The 17,661-nt window shown below is 56.7% G+C and carries 16 protein-coding genes; 4 read left to right on the forward strand and 12 right to left on the reverse strand.

Annotation, left to right across the window (positions count from 1 at the left end):
• The first annotated feature begins 43 nt into the window (after positions 1-43).
• Both EDB94_RS02835 and EDB94_RS02840 read left to right on the forward strand, forming a co-directional pair.
• Positions 44-544, forward strand: coding sequence for a peptidylprolyl isomerase (locus EDB94_RS02835; RefSeq protein WP_008175011.1), 501 nt, complete (start codon positions 44-46; stop codon positions 542-544).
• Positions 541-1,266 carry a UDP-2,3-diacylglucosamine diphosphatase gene (locus EDB94_RS02840; RefSeq protein WP_108017400.1) on the forward strand — a complete coding sequence of 242 codons (726 nt, stop codon included), beginning with the start codon at positions 541-543 and terminating at the stop codon, positions 1,264-1,266. The genes EDB94_RS02835 and EDB94_RS02840 overlap by 4 nt, the downstream gene beginning before the upstream one ends.
• Positions 1,267-1,304: 38 nt before the next feature.
• Here EDB94_RS02840 and EDB94_RS02845 read toward each other — a convergent pair whose 3' ends face one another.
• From EDB94_RS02845 to EDB94_RS02880, 8 genes are all read right to left on the reverse strand, one after another.
• Positions 1,305-2,075 carry an amino acid ABC transporter ATP-binding protein gene (locus EDB94_RS02845; protein WP_014577526.1) on the reverse strand — a complete coding sequence of 257 codons (771 nt, stop codon included), beginning with the start codon at positions 2,073-2,075 and terminating at the stop codon, positions 1,305-1,307.
• Between the two features lie 38 nt (positions 2,076-2,113).
• Positions 2,114-3,199 carry an amino acid ABC transporter permease gene (locus EDB94_RS02850; RefSeq protein ID WP_053112375.1) on the reverse strand — a complete coding sequence of 362 codons (1,086 nt, stop codon included), beginning with the start codon at positions 3,197-3,199 and terminating at the stop codon, positions 2,114-2,116.
• Entirely contained in the window at positions 3,199-4,386 is a 1,188-nt protein-coding gene (locus EDB94_RS02855; protein ID WP_014577528.1) for an amino acid ABC transporter permease, read from the reverse strand. Before EDB94_RS02855 ends, EDB94_RS02850 begins: the two co-directional genes overlap by 1 nt.
• A 90-nt stretch (positions 4,387-4,476) precedes the next feature.
• Positions 4,477-5,502, reverse strand: a complete 1,026-nt coding sequence (locus EDB94_RS02860) for an amino acid ABC transporter substrate-binding protein (RefSeq protein WP_041645303.1) — start codon at positions 5,500-5,502, stop codon at positions 4,477-4,479.
• Between the two features lie 261 nt (positions 5,503-5,763).
• A complete protein-coding gene (locus EDB94_RS02865) occupies positions 5,764-6,651 on the reverse strand; it encodes a hypothetical protein (RefSeq protein ID WP_108017401.1) in 888 nt (295 codons plus the stop codon).
• A 33-nt stretch (positions 6,652-6,684) separates the two neighbouring features.
• Entirely contained in the window at positions 6,685-7,077 is a 393-nt protein-coding gene (locus tag EDB94_RS02870) for a thioesterase family protein (RefSeq protein ID WP_014577531.1), read from the reverse strand.
• A 68-nt stretch (positions 7,078-7,145) separates the two neighbouring features.
• Positions 7,146-8,726: a PQQ-dependent sugar dehydrogenase gene (locus EDB94_RS02875; RefSeq protein ID WP_108017402.1), complete on the reverse strand. Its 1,581-nt coding sequence runs from the start codon at positions 8,724-8,726 to the stop codon at positions 7,146-7,148.
• A 114-nt stretch (positions 8,727-8,840) separates the two neighbouring features.
• Positions 8,841-9,611, reverse strand: a complete 771-nt coding sequence (locus tag EDB94_RS02880) for a ferredoxin--NADP reductase (protein WP_008174999.1) — start codon at positions 9,609-9,611, stop codon at positions 8,841-8,843.
• Positions 9,612-9,756: 145 nt separating this feature from the next.
• Here EDB94_RS02880 and EDB94_RS02885 point away from each other — a divergent pair, with 145 nt between their 5' ends.
• Entirely contained in the window at positions 9,757-10,641 is an 885-nt protein-coding gene (locus EDB94_RS02885; protein WP_108017403.1) for a LysR family transcriptional regulator, read from the forward strand.
• On the opposite strand, the gene EDB94_RS02890 is transcribed toward EDB94_RS02885, so the two are convergent.
• Positions 10,633-11,241, reverse strand: a complete 609-nt coding sequence (locus tag EDB94_RS02890) for a tRNA-(ms[2]io[6]A)-hydroxylase (protein WP_062782417.1) — start codon at positions 11,239-11,241, stop codon at positions 10,633-10,635. The two genes, EDB94_RS02885 and EDB94_RS02890, sit on opposite strands and share 9 nt — an antisense overlap.
• Positions 11,242-11,497: 256 nt before the next feature.
• Here EDB94_RS02890 and EDB94_RS02895 point away from each other — a divergent pair, with 256 nt between their 5' ends.
• The gene (locus EDB94_RS02895; protein WP_104270136.1) at positions 11,498-14,092 is read left to right on the forward strand and encodes a bifunctional aconitate hydratase 2/2-methylisocitrate dehydratase; all 2,595 of its coding nucleotides are present in this window, start codon (positions 11,498-11,500) and stop codon (positions 14,090-14,092) included.
• Positions 14,093-14,184: 92 nt separating this feature from the next.
• Here EDB94_RS02895 and EDB94_RS02900 read toward each other — a convergent pair whose 3' ends face one another.
• The 3 genes from EDB94_RS02900 to EDB94_RS02910 all read right to left on the reverse strand — a co-directional run bounded on the left by EDB94_RS02900 (position 14,185) and on the right by EDB94_RS02910 (position 17,635).
• Entirely contained in the window at positions 14,185-14,931 is a 747-nt protein-coding gene (locus tag EDB94_RS02900; protein WP_108017404.1) for a sulfite exporter TauE/SafE family protein, read from the reverse strand.
• Between the two features lie 130 nt (positions 14,932-15,061).
• The gene (gene putP, locus EDB94_RS02905; protein ID WP_053112384.1) at positions 15,062-16,552 is read right to left on the reverse strand and encodes a sodium/proline symporter PutP; all 1,491 of its coding nucleotides are present in this window, start codon (positions 16,550-16,552) and stop codon (positions 15,062-15,064) included.
• A 303-nt stretch (positions 16,553-16,855) separates the two neighbouring features.
• Complete coding sequence (locus tag EDB94_RS02910) at positions 16,856-17,635, reverse strand: AraC family transcriptional regulator (protein WP_108017405.1); 780 nt, start codon at positions 17,633-17,635, stop codon at positions 16,856-16,858.
• Between the last annotated feature and the right edge of the window lie 26 nt (positions 17,636-17,661).

Consider the following 17,661-nt stretch of genomic DNA (forward strand, 5'->3'; position numbering starts at 1 on the left):
TGGGCCCGTTAACGTACCTAACCTTTCTGAACAGGAAAACCTGATGATTCTGCTGAAAACCAACTACGGTGACATCAAGCTGGAACTGGACTACGACAAGGCACCGGAAACCGCCAAAAACTTTGAACAGTACGTTCGCGACGGTTTTTACGATGGCCTGATTTTTCACCGTGTGATCAGCAATTTCATGATTCAGGGCGGCGGCTTCGAGCCGGGCATGACCCCACGTAAAACCCGCGATTCGATTCAGAACGAAGCCGATAACGGACTGAGCAACATGCAGGGAACCATTGCCATGGCACGCACCATGGACCCGCACTCTGCCACAGCCCAGTTCTTTATTAACGTTGAGAATAACGGCTTCCTGGACCACACCGCCAAAAACGCGGAAGGCTGGGGCTACTGCGTGTTCGGCAAAGTGGCCGACGGCATGGACACGGTAAACGCGATTCGAGCAGTGCGCACCACCATGCGTGCAGGCCACCAGGATGTGCCTGCCGATGACGTGGTAATCGAAAAAGCCGAGGTTCTGGAGGACGCGTGACCACGCTGTTTATTTCAGATCTTCACCTCGAGGAATCCCGCCCGGATATTACTGAGGCATTTCTGGGCTTTCTCGACGGGAAAGCCAGTGGTGTTGATCAGCTGTATATTCTCGGTGATTTCTTTGAGGCGTGGATAGGAGATGACGAACGCACGCCGCTCCAGGAGCAGATTGCGACTGCCCTTCGAAAACTGCGGGACAGCGGTACCAGGATTTTCCTGATGCACGGCAACCGGGACTTTCTGATCGGCCAGGACTTCTGCGACCGGGCCGGCGCAACGCTGCTGGACGATCCGACGGTGATCGATCTGTATGGTACCCCTACCCTGCTGATGCATGGCGACAGCCTGTGCACCGCCGATGCGGAATACCAGAAGTTTCGGGCCAACATGCGTAACCCGCAGTGGCAGCAGATGATACTCCAGCGCCCCCTGAAAGACCGCCAGCAAATGGCCCGCCAGCTGCGGGAAATCAGCATGGCGAAAAATCAGGGCAAGGAGGAGTTCATCATGGACGTAACGCCCGAGGAAGTGGTCAAGGACTTGGAAACGCACGGTGTCCAGCGAATGATCCATGGCCACACCCATCGCCCCGCGGTTCATGAACTGACGGCCAACGGGTCGCCGGCAAAGCGTATTGTACTGGGAGACTGGGACAAGAACGTCTGGTGGCTTGAGGCAGAGCCAGGCAAGGAGCCCGAGCTATTCAAGGAGCCATTGTAAAAAAGCCGGGCAAATGCCCGGCTTTTTTAGTCTTGGTTTCAGTGCGCGAGTATCTGCTGGAGGAACTTCTGAGTTCTGGCTTCCTGTGGGTTGGTAAAGAACTCGTGGGGAGGCGCCTGCTCCACAATCTCGCCACCGTCCATGAAAATCACACGGTCCGCCACCGTCTTGGCAAAACCCATCTCATGGGTTACGCAGAGCATGGTCATACCGCTTCCCGCCAATTCAATCATTACGTCCAGCACTTCCTTGATCATCTCCGGATCCAAGGCCGAGGTTGGCTCGTCGAACAGCATGATCTTCGGCTTCATGCAAAGCGCCCTGGCAATCGCCACACGCTGTTGCTGGCCGCCCGAAAGCTGCCCCGGGAATTTGTTAGCCTGATCCGGGATCTTGACCCGCTCAAGGTACTCCATCGCTGATGCCTCCGCCTCCTTTCGGGGCGTTTTCCGCACCCAGATCGGCGACAGGCAGCAGTTTTCCAGGACGGTCAGGTGCGGGAAAAGGTTGAAATGCTGAAACACCATGCCGACTTCCCGCCGAACCGTATCGATATGGCGGACATCATCGGTCAGCTCGATACCATCAACAATGATTTTGCCCTGCTGATGCTCCTCCAGCCGGTTTATGCAACGGATGAAGGTGGATTTTCCCGAGCCGGATGGCCCACAGATGACAATTCTCTCGCCCTGATCAACGGTCAGGTTGAGATCTTTGAGAACATGGAAGTCCCCGTACCACTTGTGCATGCCCTCAACCCGGATAATCCCCGGTTTTTTTCCCGGCTGGTCCTTCGGCGGGGTCTGCATTTCTGAGGTTTGTGTTTGGTCTGTCATAGGATTACCCGTCAGGTCTTATGACCAGTGTCTAGTTTTCGTTCAAGGTTCTGGCTGTATCTGGAGATGCCGAAGCAGAAGACCCAGAAACAGAACGCCACAAATACATAGCCCTCGATGGCAACATTCTGCCAGGCAGGGTCGGTAACCGTGGACTGGACTGTGCCGAGGATATCGAAGAGGCCGATAATCAACACCAGCGTGGTGTCCTTGAACAGGGAAATGAAGGTGTTCACGATACCCGGAATAACCATCTTCAGAGCCTGCGGCAGGATGACCAGCCCCATTTTGCGCCAGTATCCCAGCCCCAGAGCATCGGCAGCCTCATACTGGCCCCGGGGAATGGCCTGCAGGCCACCGCGAATCACTTCCGCCATGTAAGCGGACTGCCACAGGGTTATACCGATCAGCGCCCGGGCCAGTTTCTCGAAATTCACACCTTCCGGGAGAAAAAGCGGCAGCATCACCGAAGCCATGAACAGAACCGTAATCAACGGAACCGCCCGCCACACCTCGATAAAGACCACACAGATCCCACGGATGATCGGCATCTCGGAGCGACGACCCAGCGCAAGCAATATGCCAATGGGCAAGGACGCAATAATCCCGATGTAAGCCAGGATCAGGGTCAGCATCAGGCCGCCCCATTTCGAGCTCTGCACTTCTTCCAGGCCGAAACTGCCTCCGGGAATCAGGAAGTAGCCAACAATGGGCAAACCAAAGATACCGAACAGCCCGAGCCACTTGCGACCAGGGAAACGCTCGATGAACTGGGGCACAAAGGAAACCGCCAGCAGCAGGAACATCACGTCGACCCGCCACTGCAGTTCATCCGGGTAGAATCCGTAGATAAAGAAATTCAGACGCTGGCTGATAAACAGCCAGCAGGCACCCGCTCCCGTACAGGCGCTCGGATCACTGCCAACAAAGTTGGCGTCGAGGAAAAACCAGTTGAGCAAAGGCCCTACACTGGTCACCAGCAGATAGGCCACACCCAGCGTCAATACCGTGTTGAACCAGCCGGAGAACAGGTTCTCCCGCATCCACTTGACCGGACGGAGCGCCTTCTTGGGTGCTTTCATGGTTGACTCGGTCATCATCGCTCCTTAATGGCCACAGCCCGGTTGTAGATATTCATGAACAGCGAGATCAGCAGACTGATGGTCAGATATACCGCCATGGTAATGGCGACAACCTCGACGGCCTGCCCCGTCTGATTCAGCGTGGTGCCCATGAAGACCGCCACGAGGTCCGGGTAACCGATGGCCGTTGCCAGGGAGGAGTTTTTCACCAGATTCAGATACTGACTGGTGAGCGGCGGAATGATGACCCGCATGGCCTGCGGTATCACCACCAACCTGAGGGTAAGACCATTGGGCAGCCCCAAAGCCTTGGAGGCCTCGGTTTGTCCCTTGCTGACCGACAGAATACCGGAGCGCACGATTTCAGCGATGAAGCTGGCGGTGTACAGCGACAGTGCAATCCACAGAGCCGCCAACTCCGGAATGATGGTAATTCCCCCGCCAAAGTTGAAGCCCCTGAGCGCTGGCAAATCCCACTCAAGAGGCCGACCGGCCACGAGATAAGAGATTATCGGTACCAGCACCAGAATAGCCACGCCGACCTTGAAGGTCGGGAAGATCTGTCCGGTCGCCAACTGGCGTTTTTTCGCCCATATCCGAATCCCGACGACAGCAGCGATGGCAAGCAGAATACCGCCCCAGACAATTCCGAAACCCTCCTGGGTCACTGGATCTGGCAGGTAAAGGCCCCGGTTGTTCAGGAACAGCGCTCCACCGACATCAACACTCTGGCGTGGTGACGGAAGATTGCTGAGTACGGCAAAGTACCAGAAGAAAATCTGCAGAAGCAGCGGTATGTTGCGGATCACTTCGATGTAAACCAGCGCCATTTTGGCCACAAGCCAGTTACTCGAGAGTCGCGCAACACCAATGATGAAACCGAGAATGGTGGCGGCAACGACACCCATCGCGGAAACAAGCAATGTATTGGTTAGACCAACCCAGAAGGTTCGGCCATAAGACATGGTTGCATCATAAGGCACCAGATTCATGATGATGCCGAACCCGGCGGTTTCACCGAGAAAACCGAAACCGGTGCTGATGCCACGGCTTTCCATGTTGGAAAGCGTGTTATCGACGAGAATCCATCCGCCCCAGAACACGAGGGCAATGGCTACCGCCTGAAAGAAGAGTGAGCGGACCCGGGGGTCGTACCAGGGCTTGGGCCCTGCAGGTCGGGTATCGATTGTTTGTTTTTTCATGGATTGTCCTGAAGAGCTTCCCTGTGGTTTACAGCATCAGAGATGACGGCGAAGCCTCCCACAGGAGACTTCGCCGTATGCCTTCAGGTCTTAACGGACCGGCGGCGCATACATGATACCGCCTTCAGTCCAGAGCGCGTTGATTCCGCGATCCAGTCCCAGCGGGGTATCCGGTCCTACGTTGCGGTCATACATTTCACCGTAGTTGCCAACCAGTTTCACGGCCTGATAACCGAAGTCATCCGGCAGTCCAAGCTTGGCACCCATGTCGCCATCGGTACCCAGCAGGCGCTGGATATTCGGGTTGTCGGACTTCAACATGTCGTCGGCATTGGCGCTGGTCACGCCCAGCTCTTCGGCGTTGATCTGAGCGAAAAGCACCCACTTGACGATGTTGAACCACTGATCGTCACCCTGGCGAACAACCGGGCCCAGGGGCTCCTTGGAAATGGTGTTCGGCAGGATCTTGGCTGAACTCGGATCAGACAGCTTCGAGCGCAGTGCCGCCAGTTGCGAACGGTCAGAGGTCAGAACGTCGCAACGACCCGCCGCAAAGCCCTGAACGGTTTGCTCGGAGGTGTCGAACACGATCGGCTTGAATTCCATGCCCTTGGCACGGAAGTAATCCGACAGGTTCAGCTCGGTGGTAGTACCGGCCTGGATACAGATGGTGGCACCGTCCAGCTGGGTCGCATCGTCCACACCGATACCCTTGTTGATCAAAAAGCCCTGACCATCGTAGTAATTCACGCCGGCAAAGTTCAGGCCCAGGGACGCATCGCGGGTCAGTGTCCAGGTGGTGTTACGGGAGAGCATGTCGATTTCACCCGACTGCAGGGCGGTGAAACGCTCCTTTGCAGTCAGTGGAGTAAACTCAACCGCGTTTGCGTCACCGAAGATGGCGGCAGCAACCGCGCGGCAGGTATCCACGTCGATACCGGTCCAGTTACCTTTTTCATCAGGCTGCGAGAAGCCAGGCAAACCGCTGGTCACGCCGCACTGGAGGTGACCTTTCTCCTTGACGTTCTCCAGAGTTGTAGCTGCCATGGCACCAGTGGCCGAGAACGTACCTACGGCCAGAGCAATCCCCAGGGCAATCGATTTCGTCTTTCTCATTGTCTTTTCTCCGAACATCAGTTGGTTTTATCGCGACGAGTGTAATCAGCAATTTGCAAGCCACTCGGCGTAAGCCGATGATTTATATTATTTTTATCAATCACCGGTGCGTTTCAGGCGAATCTGGAACGAAGTAATACCATTTCATGCACCAGTTCGGCGCTTTCGCTCCAACCCCATGCGCCAAAAAAAGGCAGACCAAGGGCCGCGCCTATTAAAAGTAGAACAAGGTTCGGGAAATGAACTAGTTTTTATGCAAAATTATTTCGAAATTTTGAAGACTGGGGGCTCTGCGTAGGTCTCGAGGCGCTTCCGCCACCCCGGCAGCCAGCGCTCCCGCTCGATGGGATTCTCCGCGTTTGCTGCCCGTCGCGTCAGAACGGTGTCAGCTGCTTCCCTGAATTTAACAAGGGCGCTCTGATCTGGTGATTCAGACATTTCCAAAAGCACCTGAAGCAGCCCCCAGCCCTGGCCCTCGTAGCGCTCCGTAGGCGAAAGCCCCTCGCCCTTGAAATTCACATAGTCGATGATGGCGTAAACGCCACCGGGCGTCTGGCTCAGAGACTCCAGCCGGGCAGCGATCTCTGGCTTTTGGTTATCCGGGGCTGCCTCAATAACCTTTGCAAGCGATTGCCTGGCGCGACGGAATATGAATTCAGCCTGGATCCCCTGGGTACCCGCCAGAAACTCTCGCAGCTCTGCTACTCGTGGCGAATCGTCTACAGCCAGAAAGTCTGCTTTTTCGCGCCAGGGAGCGTCAAAAGGCTCGAGCGCTCGCAACCATTCGGGAATATTGACCTGACGCTGTTCCATGTATTCCATAAGAGCCGGAAAACTTTCCACGAATCGCCCTTCAACGCCCTCCGGATACCAGATGAAGTGACCAATACCCAATGACGGAAACGCCTCGCCGTCGTTCCAGTGGACCAGACACTGAAAACGCCCTGCGCACTCGTTCCGGAAAATCTGTTGGCCTACCCAGTCCAGCTGAGCGGAGGTCAGTGCCAGGGAGATATCAACATCCGGACCAGTCAGTGAAGTAAGTTGTGGGCCATTTGATTCGGGCGCGTTATCCTCATTAGTAGAATCACAACCAGTGACCACCAAAACACTCATCAGAGAGAGCAATACAAGGTATTTACCAAACACCAGCGCCTCCGGGAAAGTCAGAATTGTGCACGATCACGCTACCGCATGTTCTGCCAGCCTGGCTTTTATGTCCTCCGGAATCGGCAGTGCCTTCTCGGTTTCGTAATCAAAATGAATTAACACGGCGACACCCCGGGCAATCTGCTTGTCGCCCTGCCAGGCTTCCTGAATCACATGAAACGAGGAATTGCCGATCTTACCGATACCTGTTTTGATCTTGACCGGAATATGCCAGTAGCTCTGTGCCATCAGATCAATCTCCAGTCGTGCAATGATCAGCGGCCAGGTCTCGGCTTCTAGGGTCGGGTGAAAAATACGGAAAACCGGCGTCCTGGCCTGCTCGAACCAGACTGGCAGAGTGGTATTGCTGATATGCCCGAGGGCATCGGTATCGCTGAAACGTGGTTCCAGTTCCAGATGAAACATAGCGGCTTCCCTCTTTCTGAAAACCGCCTACTATACACTGGCCGGGCCCAAAGACCCCAGAGCCGAGACTAAGGCAGGATACGCAGAATCCGTCCATCCGCACTGTCAGTGAGCAGATACACCGCCCCATCAGGCCCGGTAGCCACGTCCCGGATCCGTTCGCCCATTGCTTCGAACAGACTCTCTACGTCGCTTGCATCGCCAGCTTCCAGTGTGACGCGGTGAACGCTTTTATCGGCAAGGGCGCCGACCAGGAGGTTTCCCTGCCAGTCCGGAAACAGCTCACCCCGATAGCGGGTCATGCCTGAAGGGGCAATTGAAGGGGTCCAGCGCAACAACGGTTGCTCCATACCTTCCCGCTCAACAAAGGGCGTGATCATCGCGCCGGTGTAATCGATGCCGTGCGTGATCACGGGCCAGCCATAGTTGTGTCCCGGCTCGATAATATTTATCTCATCACCGCCGCGGGGGCCGTGTTCATGGGCAATCAAGACGTTTTCGACGGAATCAAACACCAGCCCCTGAACGTTCCGGTGCCCGTAACTGTATATTTCCGGCAGAGCGCCTTCCCTGCCAACGAAGGGGTTGTCGGCGGGAACACTGCCATCCGGGTTCAGCCTCACGATCTTGCCCAGATGACTGGACAGGTTCTGCGCCTGCTCCCGATAGTCAAATCCGTCTCCCAGCGTCACGATCAGCGTACCATCCGGAAGCCAGGCCATTCGGCCACCGTAGTGGGCGCTGCCTTCCTTGGCCGGCTTGGCACGGAATATCTCGACAACCTCCGTCAAGGCCTCCGCCTGCAACTGACCACGGGCCACGCACAGGTGATTCGCAGAGGCCGTCCCGCAAGCGTAGGCGAGAAAGACCAGTTGGTTATTCTCAAAGTCCGGCGACAACAGCACATCGAACAGACCTGCCTGAGCATCATTGAAAATCGGCGGAACTCCGGTAATCGGCGCCTGGCCGAGCTCCCACTCCTCTGAAATCATCCGCAACCGCCCTGCCCGCTCCGTCACAAGGGCGCCACCGCCGGGAAGAAACGCCAGGGACCAGGGATGCTCCAGCCCGGAAGTCAACGTCTCGACGGTGTAGTCGCTCAAGGACTGGGCCTGTGTCGGACCTGGCAGCGCCCCGAGGCCAACCGCCAGGCAAAAGGCCAGCAGGGTGCCTGAGGCGTGGCTACTGACCCCGGTGGCAGGCCTGGCAGTAAGTCTGGCGAACAGGGCTCCGGCAAATGCCGCGGTTAACAGCATGGCAAGCAGACCTCCCCCGGTTCGGGTCGCCGCAATCAGGGTTGGCATGGGAGCCAGGGCGTTAACTAACACTAGTGCAACCCACAGCCCGGATGCCCCGGCCAGGGCGAACAGTGGCACCCGAAGTCCGCGCCCCACGAAACGGGAAACGACCGCCGCAGCGCCCTGGGAAATAAGGAAACTGAGACCAAAGAGGAGCAGGTAGAGCGGCGCAAAAGAGACCAGATCATGCCCGGTGGCAGAAATGCGGGCGTCAAGCCCAACCGCCACCCCCATAGTCTGAAGGGCCCACAGGTTTAGCTGGGTCTGAACCACGGTGCCAAGAATTACCCCGACCGCCAGTGCCACCAAAAAGCTGATGACGTTTCTCTTCGTTAACTGCCGTCCTGCCATTGGTCCGCCTCCAAAGCCCTTTGCCGTTTATACGACCCATTCTGTCAGATACAAACACAAAAAAGCCGGAGCATCACGCTCCGGCATTTTTCGAGGCGGATTCAGCCCGCGAGCTCACTGCTCCACGAACGCCCGCTCAATCACGTAATGACCCATATCGCCGCCCCGGGCTTCCTTGAAGCCCATGTTGTTCAAGATGGCGCAGGTGTCCTTGAGCATGCTTGGGCTGCCGCAGATCATGAACCGGTCATTCTCCGGGTCAAAATCCGGCAGGTCGAGATCACGGGTGATTTTGCCGGTTTCCATGGCATCGGTCAGCCTCCCCTGGTTGCGGAAGTCTTCCCGCGTCACAGTCGGATAGTAAACCAGCTTGCCCTGGACCATTTCGCCGAAGTATTCGTTCTCCGGCAGCTCCTCGATCTCCTTCTGATAAGCCAGCTCGGAGACGTAACGCACGCCATGGGTCAGAATAACCTTATCGAACGCCTCGTAGACTTCCGGGTCCTTGATGATGCTCATGAAAGGCGCCAAACCGGTACCGGTGCTGATCAGCCACAGGTTCTTTCCGGGCAGAAGGTTGTCCAGAATCAGCGTCCCTGTCGGCTTGCGGCTCACCAGAATCTCGTCACCTACCTGGATTTTCTGAAGGCGGGAGGTCAGTGGACCGTCCTGGACCTTGATCGAGAAGAACTCAAGCTCTTCCTCGTAATTGGCACTGGCGATACTGTAAGCGCGCATCAAAGGCTTACCCTCGGTCTCCAGGCCGATCATGACAAAGTGCCCGTTCTTGAAACGGAAGCCCGGATCACGGCTTGTGGTAAAGCTGAACAGGGTATCGTTCCAGTGATGGACGCTGGTAACTTTCTCTTTAATCAGGTTGCTCATGTAAACCTCTTGCCTGTTCGTTACGCTTTCTTACGGCGAATGATTCAATTTTGGATTGCGCTAAGTCTAACCCGACACTAACCTATCGGGAAAATGGGATATTCTCATAACCTTATTCGAGTGAGCCGATTAAGAGCGAAAAGTTATGAAGTACAGTTTTCGACAGCTGGAAGTTTTCCTGGCAGCCGCCCATTTCCAGAACATTACCCGTGCTGCCGAATCGCTGGCCATGTCGCAATCGGCAGCCAGCAGTGCGCTGAAAGAACTGGAAAACCAGTTCGACATCCAGCTGTTCGACCGCGTTGGCAAACGGCTCCAGTTAAACGAGCTGGGGCGGCTTTACCGCCCCAAGGTGGAGGCCGTCCTTGCCCAGGCCAATGAGCTGGAACAGGCCTTCAGCAAACACACGGAGGTGGGCGCCCTAAAAGTCGGTGCCACCCTGACTATCGGGAACTATTTGGCCGTGGGGGTCATGGCCCAATACATGAATACCCCTACCCATCCCAGAGTCTCCCTCGAAGTCGCCAATACCAGCACCATTGCAAGACGAGTGAGGGACTTCGAGCTGGATATTGGTTTGATCGAGGGGGAATTGCAGTCTTCAGAACTGGATGTATTGCCCTGGCGGGGAGATGAGCTGGTGGTGTTCTGTTCGCCCAGCCATCCACTGGCCCAAAAAACATCCCTGACGGATGAAGACCTGCGCACCGCCACCTGGATCATGCGTGAGCAGGGGTCAGGAACCCGCCAGAGTTTTGAGCGGGGCATGCACGGCCTGTTGCCGGATCTGAATGTGCTGCTGGAGCTGGAACACACCGAGGCCATAAAACGGGCAGTGGAAGCCGACCTGGGGATTGGCTGCCTTTCGGAAGTGGTGCTGGCCGACGCGTTCAAGCGCGGAAGCCTGGTGCCGCTGACGGTACCGGAAAACCGTCAGTTTGATCGGCAGTTCTATTTCATCCTGCACAAGCAGAAATACCGTAGCGCCGGAATTGATGCCTGGATAGAGCTTTGTCGGCAGTTACGCTGAAATGGGCCCGCTGTGAAAGCGAAACTCCTGATCCGGATCTTCAATCAGCGCCCGCTCCAGGGCCAGAAAATCCTCCACACGGGCCGCGATCGGTCCACCAGCGGCCTGCTCGGCCAGAGTCAAGTAGTCCTGGTAATGCCGGGCTTCGGACTTCAGCAAACTGGTGTAGAAATCGGCGAGCTTCTCATCCAGGAACGGAGCGAGCGCGGCAAACCGTTCACAGGATCGCGCCTCGATAATGGCGCCCACAATCAACACATCCACCAGGCGGCCAGGATCTTCTGACCGGACTTCCTGTCTTAATCCTGCCGCGTATCGGGCCGGGGTAAGATGGCAATAGTCCACGCCGCGCTTTTTCATAATGGCGAGCACCTGCTCGAAATGCCGGAGCTCCTCACGGGCCAGCCGGGACATCTTGTTCAGCAGGTCGGTGTTGTCAACGTACCGGTACATCAGGCTGAGCGCGGTGGAGGCGGCCTTCTTTTCGCAATGGGCGTGATCGATCAGCATCAGGTCCTGGTTCGCCAGGGCATTGTCGATCCATTGCTGAGGGGTCCGGCACGGCAGGAAGTTGTGAATCTCTTGCAGGGCGTCGTTCATGGTTGAATACAGTTGTTGATTTGCGGCCGGCGAGTATAGCGCACTTAACAGATTCCTCCGACCTCTGTCCAACTTAACTTTATAAGGGGTTTCCTATAGAATGCAGCGCCAGATAAAGGAGTCTCTGAATAAACCCTGAAACCCCATCGGTGATTTGAGGCATTATTCAGAGGCTCCTGCGGCCTTTCCGCCAAAACCTCCCGCCAAGGCATGAAGCCAACGGCGCGGGACATTCCAACTGATGAGGGTCCATATCGTGTTAGAAGCCTATCGTGAACACGTTGCCGAACGTGAAGCCCTGGGTATTCCTCCCAAGCCCCTGAACGCCGAGCAGACTGCTGCTCTGGTCGATCTGCTGAAAAACCCGCCGGCCGGCGAGGAAGACACCCTGGTGTATCTCCTGGAAAACCGCGTACCGCCGGGTGTCGACGAAGCCGCTTACGTAAAGGCTGCGTTCCTGACTGCTATCGTAAAAGGCGAAGCTTCCTCTCCGCTGCTGGACAAGCCGACAGCAGTCAAGCTGCTGGGCATGATGCAGGGTGGCTATAACATTGCGACCCTGGTTGATCTTCTGGACGACTCCGAGCTGGCCGAGCTGGCCGGTGAGCAGCTGAAGCGCACCCTGCTGATGTTCGACGCCTTCAACGATGTGAAGGAAAAGATGGACGCTGGCAATCCGGTTGCCAAGGCAGTTATCGAATCCTGGGCCAACGGCGAATGGTTCACCAACAAGAAGAAGGTACCAGAGAGCACCAAGATGGTGGTGTTCAAGGTCACTGGCGAAACCAACACCGACGACCTGTCACCGGCTCCGGATGCCTGGTCCCGTCCGGACATCCCGCTGCACGCCCGCGCTGCCTACAAAATGGAACGCGACGGCCTGAAGCCGGAAGAGCCGGGCGTAACCGGCCCCATGAGCCAGATCGACGAGATCAAGTCCAAGGGTCTGCCCGTTGCCTTCGTTGGCGACGTAGTCGGTACCGGTTCTTCCCGTAAGTCGGCCACTAACTCCGTTCTGTGGTTCTTCGGCGACGACATTCCGGGCGTGCCGAACAAGCGTGCCGGCGGTGTCTGCATCGGTAACAAGGTTGCTCCGATCTTCTTCAATACCATGGAAGATGCCGGTGCCCTGGTGTTCGAAGCGCCCGTCGACGACATGAACATGGGCGATGTTATCGAGATCCGCCCGTATGAAGGCAAGATCCTGAACGAGGCCGGCGAGACTATCTCCGAGTTCAAGTTCAAGTCTGACGTGATCCTGGACGAAGTTCAGGCCGGCGGCCGTATCCCGCTGATCATCGGTCGTGGCCTGACTGCCAAGGCCCGCACAGCACTGGGCATGGGCGCGACCGACCTGTTCCGCCTGCCAAAAGATCCCGAAGCCGGCACCAAAGGCTTCACCCTGGCCCAGAAGATGGTTGGCAAGGCCTGTGGCCTGGAAGAAGGCAAAGGCGTTCGTCCGAACACCTACTGCGAGCCGCACATGACCACCGTGGGCTCCCAGGACACCACCGGTCCGATGACCCGGGACGAACTCAAAGACTTGGCTTGTCTGGGCTTCCAGGCTGATCTGGTTATGCAGTCTTTCTGCCACACCGCTGCCTACCCGAAGCCGGTTGACGTGGAAATGCAGCACACCATGCCGGACTTTATCCGTACCCGCGGCGGTGTTTCACTGCGGCCGGGCGACGGCATCATCCACTCCTGGCTGAACCGCATGCTGCTGCCGGACACCGTGGGCACCGGTGGTGACTCCCACACCCGTTTCCCGATGGGCATCTCCTTCCCGGCCGGTTCCGGTCTGGTAGCGTTTGCCGCGGCGACCGGCGTTATGCCTCTGGACATGCCGGAATCTGTTCTGGTTCGCTTCAAGGGCGAAATGCAGCCCGGCATCACCCTGCGCGATCTGGTACACGCCATCCCGCTGTACGGCATCAAGCAAGGCATGCTGACCGTCGAGAAGAAAGGCAAGATCAACGAATTCTCCGGCCGCATCCTGGAAATTGAAGGCCTTGAGCACCTGACCGTTGAGCAGGCGTTCGAGTTGTCTGACGCTTCCGCCGAGCGTTCCGCCGCGGGTTGTACCATCAACCTGTCTGAAGACTCCGTGGCCGAGTACCTGCGTTCCAACATCACCATGTTGCGCTGGATGATTGCCGAGGGTTACGGCGATCCGCGTACCCTGGAGCGTCGTGCCCAGCAGATGGAAGAGTGGCTGGCTGATCCGAAGCTCATGCGTGCCGACAAAGATGCCGAGTATGCACACGTCATCGAAATCGATCTGGCTGACATCAAAGAGCCGATCGTATGCTGCCCGAATGATCCGGACGATGCCAAGTTCCTGTCCGAAGTGGCTGGCGACAAGGTTGACGAAGTATTCATTGGCTCCTGCATGACCAACATCGGTCACTTCCGCGCCGCCGGCAAACTGCTTGAGCAGCACAAAGGCCCGCTGAGCACGCGTCTGTGGATGTCGCCGCCGACCAAGATGGATCAGGCGCAGCTGATGGAAGAAGGTTACTTCAACACCTACGGCACCGCCGGTGTTCGCACCGAGATGCCGGGCTGCTCCCTGTGCATGGGTAACCAGGCACGCGTAGCGCCGAAGTCGACGGTCCTGTCCACTTCCACCCGTAACTTCCCGAACCGCCTCGGCGATGGTGCCAACGTGTACCTGACGTCTGCGGAACTGGCGGCTGTGGGTGCGGTTCTGGGCAAACTCCCCTCCCCTGCGGAGTACATGGAGTACGCGAAGGACCTGAACAGCATGTCGAAAGAGATTTACAAGTATCTCAACTTCGACCAGATGGAGAACTACACCAAGAAGGCTGCTGAGGCGAATGTTGCCTGAGCACTGACCTTCAGGGTTTAGCTCCACGGAAACGCCAGCCCCCGGGCTGGCGTTTTTTTATGCCTGATTACCCACCCGGGATGCCCCTCCAATCAGTGGATAATCAGCCTAACCAGAATCGCAGCCACCATGACAAGGGTTATCCCCTTGATCCAGCGTGCGCCGCGTTTGCTCATATTGACCCGGGTAGCAATGAAAGCGCCGGTAACGTTGCCCAGTGCCAGGGTCAGGCCCACGCCCCAGCGCACCTGGTCGTTGAGGGCAAACACCACCAGTGCAGCAAAGGTAAACGGCAACACAATCGAGACCTTGAGCACGTTCACCTGGCGCAAGTCGATCTTGAGCATGTGGTATAGCACCACAAGGAAAAGCACACCGACACCAACCTGGATGAATCCGCCGTACATGCCAACAACAAACATCGCCAGGTAGACAGCCGGGCCAAGGCGCTCGGGCGTCAATGGACGGGTATTGAGAACCGGCTGTGGCAACAACATGAAGACGGAAGCGCCGATCATGGCCGACACCAGCACCCATTCGAACACGGCGTCGGAGACCCAGGTAGCGACCCAGGCACCCACCAGAGAGCCCAGAACCGCAGGAATCGCCAGGTGCAGACTGACAACAAGGTTGCCATGCCCCATGCGGTAGAAGCTGCCTACAGCAGTGATACTCTGCAGGGTTATCGCCACCCGGTTCGTGCCGTTGGCGACCTGGGGCGGCAGACCCAGAAACATCAACAAGGGCAGGGTCAGCATGGAACCGCCGGCAGAGAGAACGTTTATAAATCCGGCAATGCCGCCGATCGACAGTAAAGCCACGATTTCCAGAACAGTCACTCAGTGCGCCCCATCGAAGATTGGAGGATTCGAAAGGAGGAAGCCCCCGATCCGGAATCATTATGACCAAAAAAAGGACTCCCGGAGGAGTCCTTTTCACTTCTGACAACGCGTTTTGCGCGTTCTCTGTTTACCGTTCGATATGTTGGTATTCTCCGGCATCGGCAGTTGCCGAGCTCACTACCAGGATGGCAATGAAGGCAGCGATGAAACCGGGAATGATTTCGTAAACACCTGGACCACCCATGAACGAACCGTTCCAGCCCAGTGAAATCCAGATCATAACGGTGGCTGCACCGACAACCATACCTGCGATGGCCCCGGCACCGTTGGTGCGCGGCCACATCAGTGAAAGGATGATCAGCGGGCCAAATGCGGCACCGAAGCCGGCCCACGCGTTAGCCACCAGAGCCAGAACCTGAGAGTTCGGATCGGATGCGATAACGGCAGCGACCAGGCCGACGAGGACAACGCACACACGGCCAATATTCACGCATTCCTTGTCGCTTGCTTCCTTCCGCAGGAACAGACGATAGAAATCTTCTGTAAGCGACGAAGACGACACCAGCAGCTGACTGGAGATGGTACTCATCACCGCCGCCAGCAGGGCCGCATACAGGAAGCCTGTAATCAGGGGATGGAACAGCATGTCTGACAGAATAATAAAGATGGTTTCCGGATCCTGTACGTCCATGCCATTTCGGATGGCGTACGCGCGACCGAACACACCCAGTGAAATCGCGCCGATCAGGGAAATCAGCATCCAGCTCATACCAATGTTCCGGGCAACCGGTACATCTTTCAGGGTGCGGATAGCCATGAAACGCACAATGATGTGGGGCTGACCAAAGTAACCCAGACCCCAGGTAACCGCAGAGAGCCAGCCGATGAAGGTCAGCCCTTCCGTCCAGGACAGCAAGGTGGGATCGACCTCATTCAGTGTTTGCGACGCCTGGGCAAAACCCCCGCCGCCTTCACCAAAGAGCACAACCGCCGGCATGATGACCAGCGCCAGCATCATGATACAGCCCTGGACAAAATCGGTCAGACTCACCGCCAGGAAACCGCCCACCACGGTGTATGCCAGTACCACACCGAGGGTGATCACAATACCTACGGCGTAATCGCTCAAACCACCAAAGTTGAAAATGCCGGAAAACGCGCTTTCGAACAGCTTGCCACCGGCGACGAGGCCGGATGCCGTATAAACCGCGAAGAAGATCACGATGACGATGGCCGACACCGTACGCAGGGACAGGGCCTGTGTCGGAAAGCGGTTCGCCAGGAAAGACGGGATAGTAATCGCATTGCCATAGTGAACCGTCTGTTCACGCAGACGCGGGGCGACCAGTGTCCAGTTGAAGAATGCCCCCACGAGCAGACCAATACCGATCCAGGCCGATCCCAAACCCGACGCAAACAGCGCCCCGGGCAGACCCAGGAGCAACCAGCCACTCATGTCAGAAGCACCAGCGGAAAGCGCTGCCACCTTTGGACTCAGGGCGCGACCGCCCAACATATAGTCCTCAGAGGAAGACGTCGCTCTGCGCATTGCGAAAACGCCAATGGCAATCATGAGCGCGAAATATAAAAAGAGACTTATCCAAACACCAATAGCCATAGGGGCTCCTCCGGTTTAATGAGTCGGACCAGGTCCGCTCGCAAAGCACATGGCTGACCTGACGCCAACTCGCTGCACTATTCTTCTTTTCTTTCCAAGTTCCATCTCGAATGAAGCAGGAATTTTCCTTGTAACAACTTCCTGAACCTGAGCACACAAAGAAGATTTGCGACTCGCGCCCCGCACGCATGCATGAGACCGGGGCTCAGTCGCTATAACTTAGTATTAGTACGGATTCCGGGCTTACGAAATCCTACGATTCTTTTGCACAATCCTACGGGACTGGGAAACCGGCATGCCAAATCAGGCCACTCGGTCACCAACCTGCAGTCGTGAGGGCGTAGTCCCTTTGTATTTACGCAGTGCATTTGTCAGTGCACTTTGAGATGAGAAACCGGTTCGGTAACTGATTTCAGACACCGTAAGGGTCGTTTTAGAAAGGAGAGTAGCGGCCTGATCGAGGCGTGTCTGTAACAGGAACTGGTGGGGCGTTATGCCTGCCAACTCTCTGAACACCTCATGGAAACGGCTAACACTCAGGCAAGCCTCTCCTGCCATATCTTCGACGGTGATCTTTTTGTGGAGATTTTTGAGAATGTAACGACGGACTGCCTCAGGGCTGATGGCATTCCGGTTTGAGGAGAACGAACGGCCTTCGGTAATACGATCGGCCATGCAGTACAGAATGCTCGAAGCAAGGTGTTGCTGGAGCGTAATATGATCCGGTGCCCGGTCGAACTCGCCGGCGGCAAACTGAACCAGCCCGTGCAAACGACTGTCCATTTGGAGAGTCCGCGGCTTTTCAAAAACCCGCATCATGCGCTCGTAATCGGCGTGTGCTGGCGAGTTGACGGCCGGAGTAAGCGGATCAAGATTGATCACAAGAACATGATTCTTGTCGTTACCGCGATAATCGTGGCGCGCTTCCGTGGGCACCAGATAAGCTCTCCAGGTATCCAGTTGAGCCCCGGCTCCATCGACGCTCAACTCGGCTTCGCCACGCACCCCTATGACAATCTGGTGGTGTTCATGCCGGTGCTGGTGCGCGGCCATGGGAAGCTTCAGAAGTTTCGCGTTAACCATTAAAACTGCCAGCGTTTAACTGAGAA

Source organism: Marinobacter sp. 3-2 (assembly GCF_003751355.1).
GTDB classification, from domain to species: Bacteria; Pseudomonadota; Gammaproteobacteria; order Pseudomonadales; family Oleiphilaceae; genus Marinobacter; species Marinobacter adhaerens.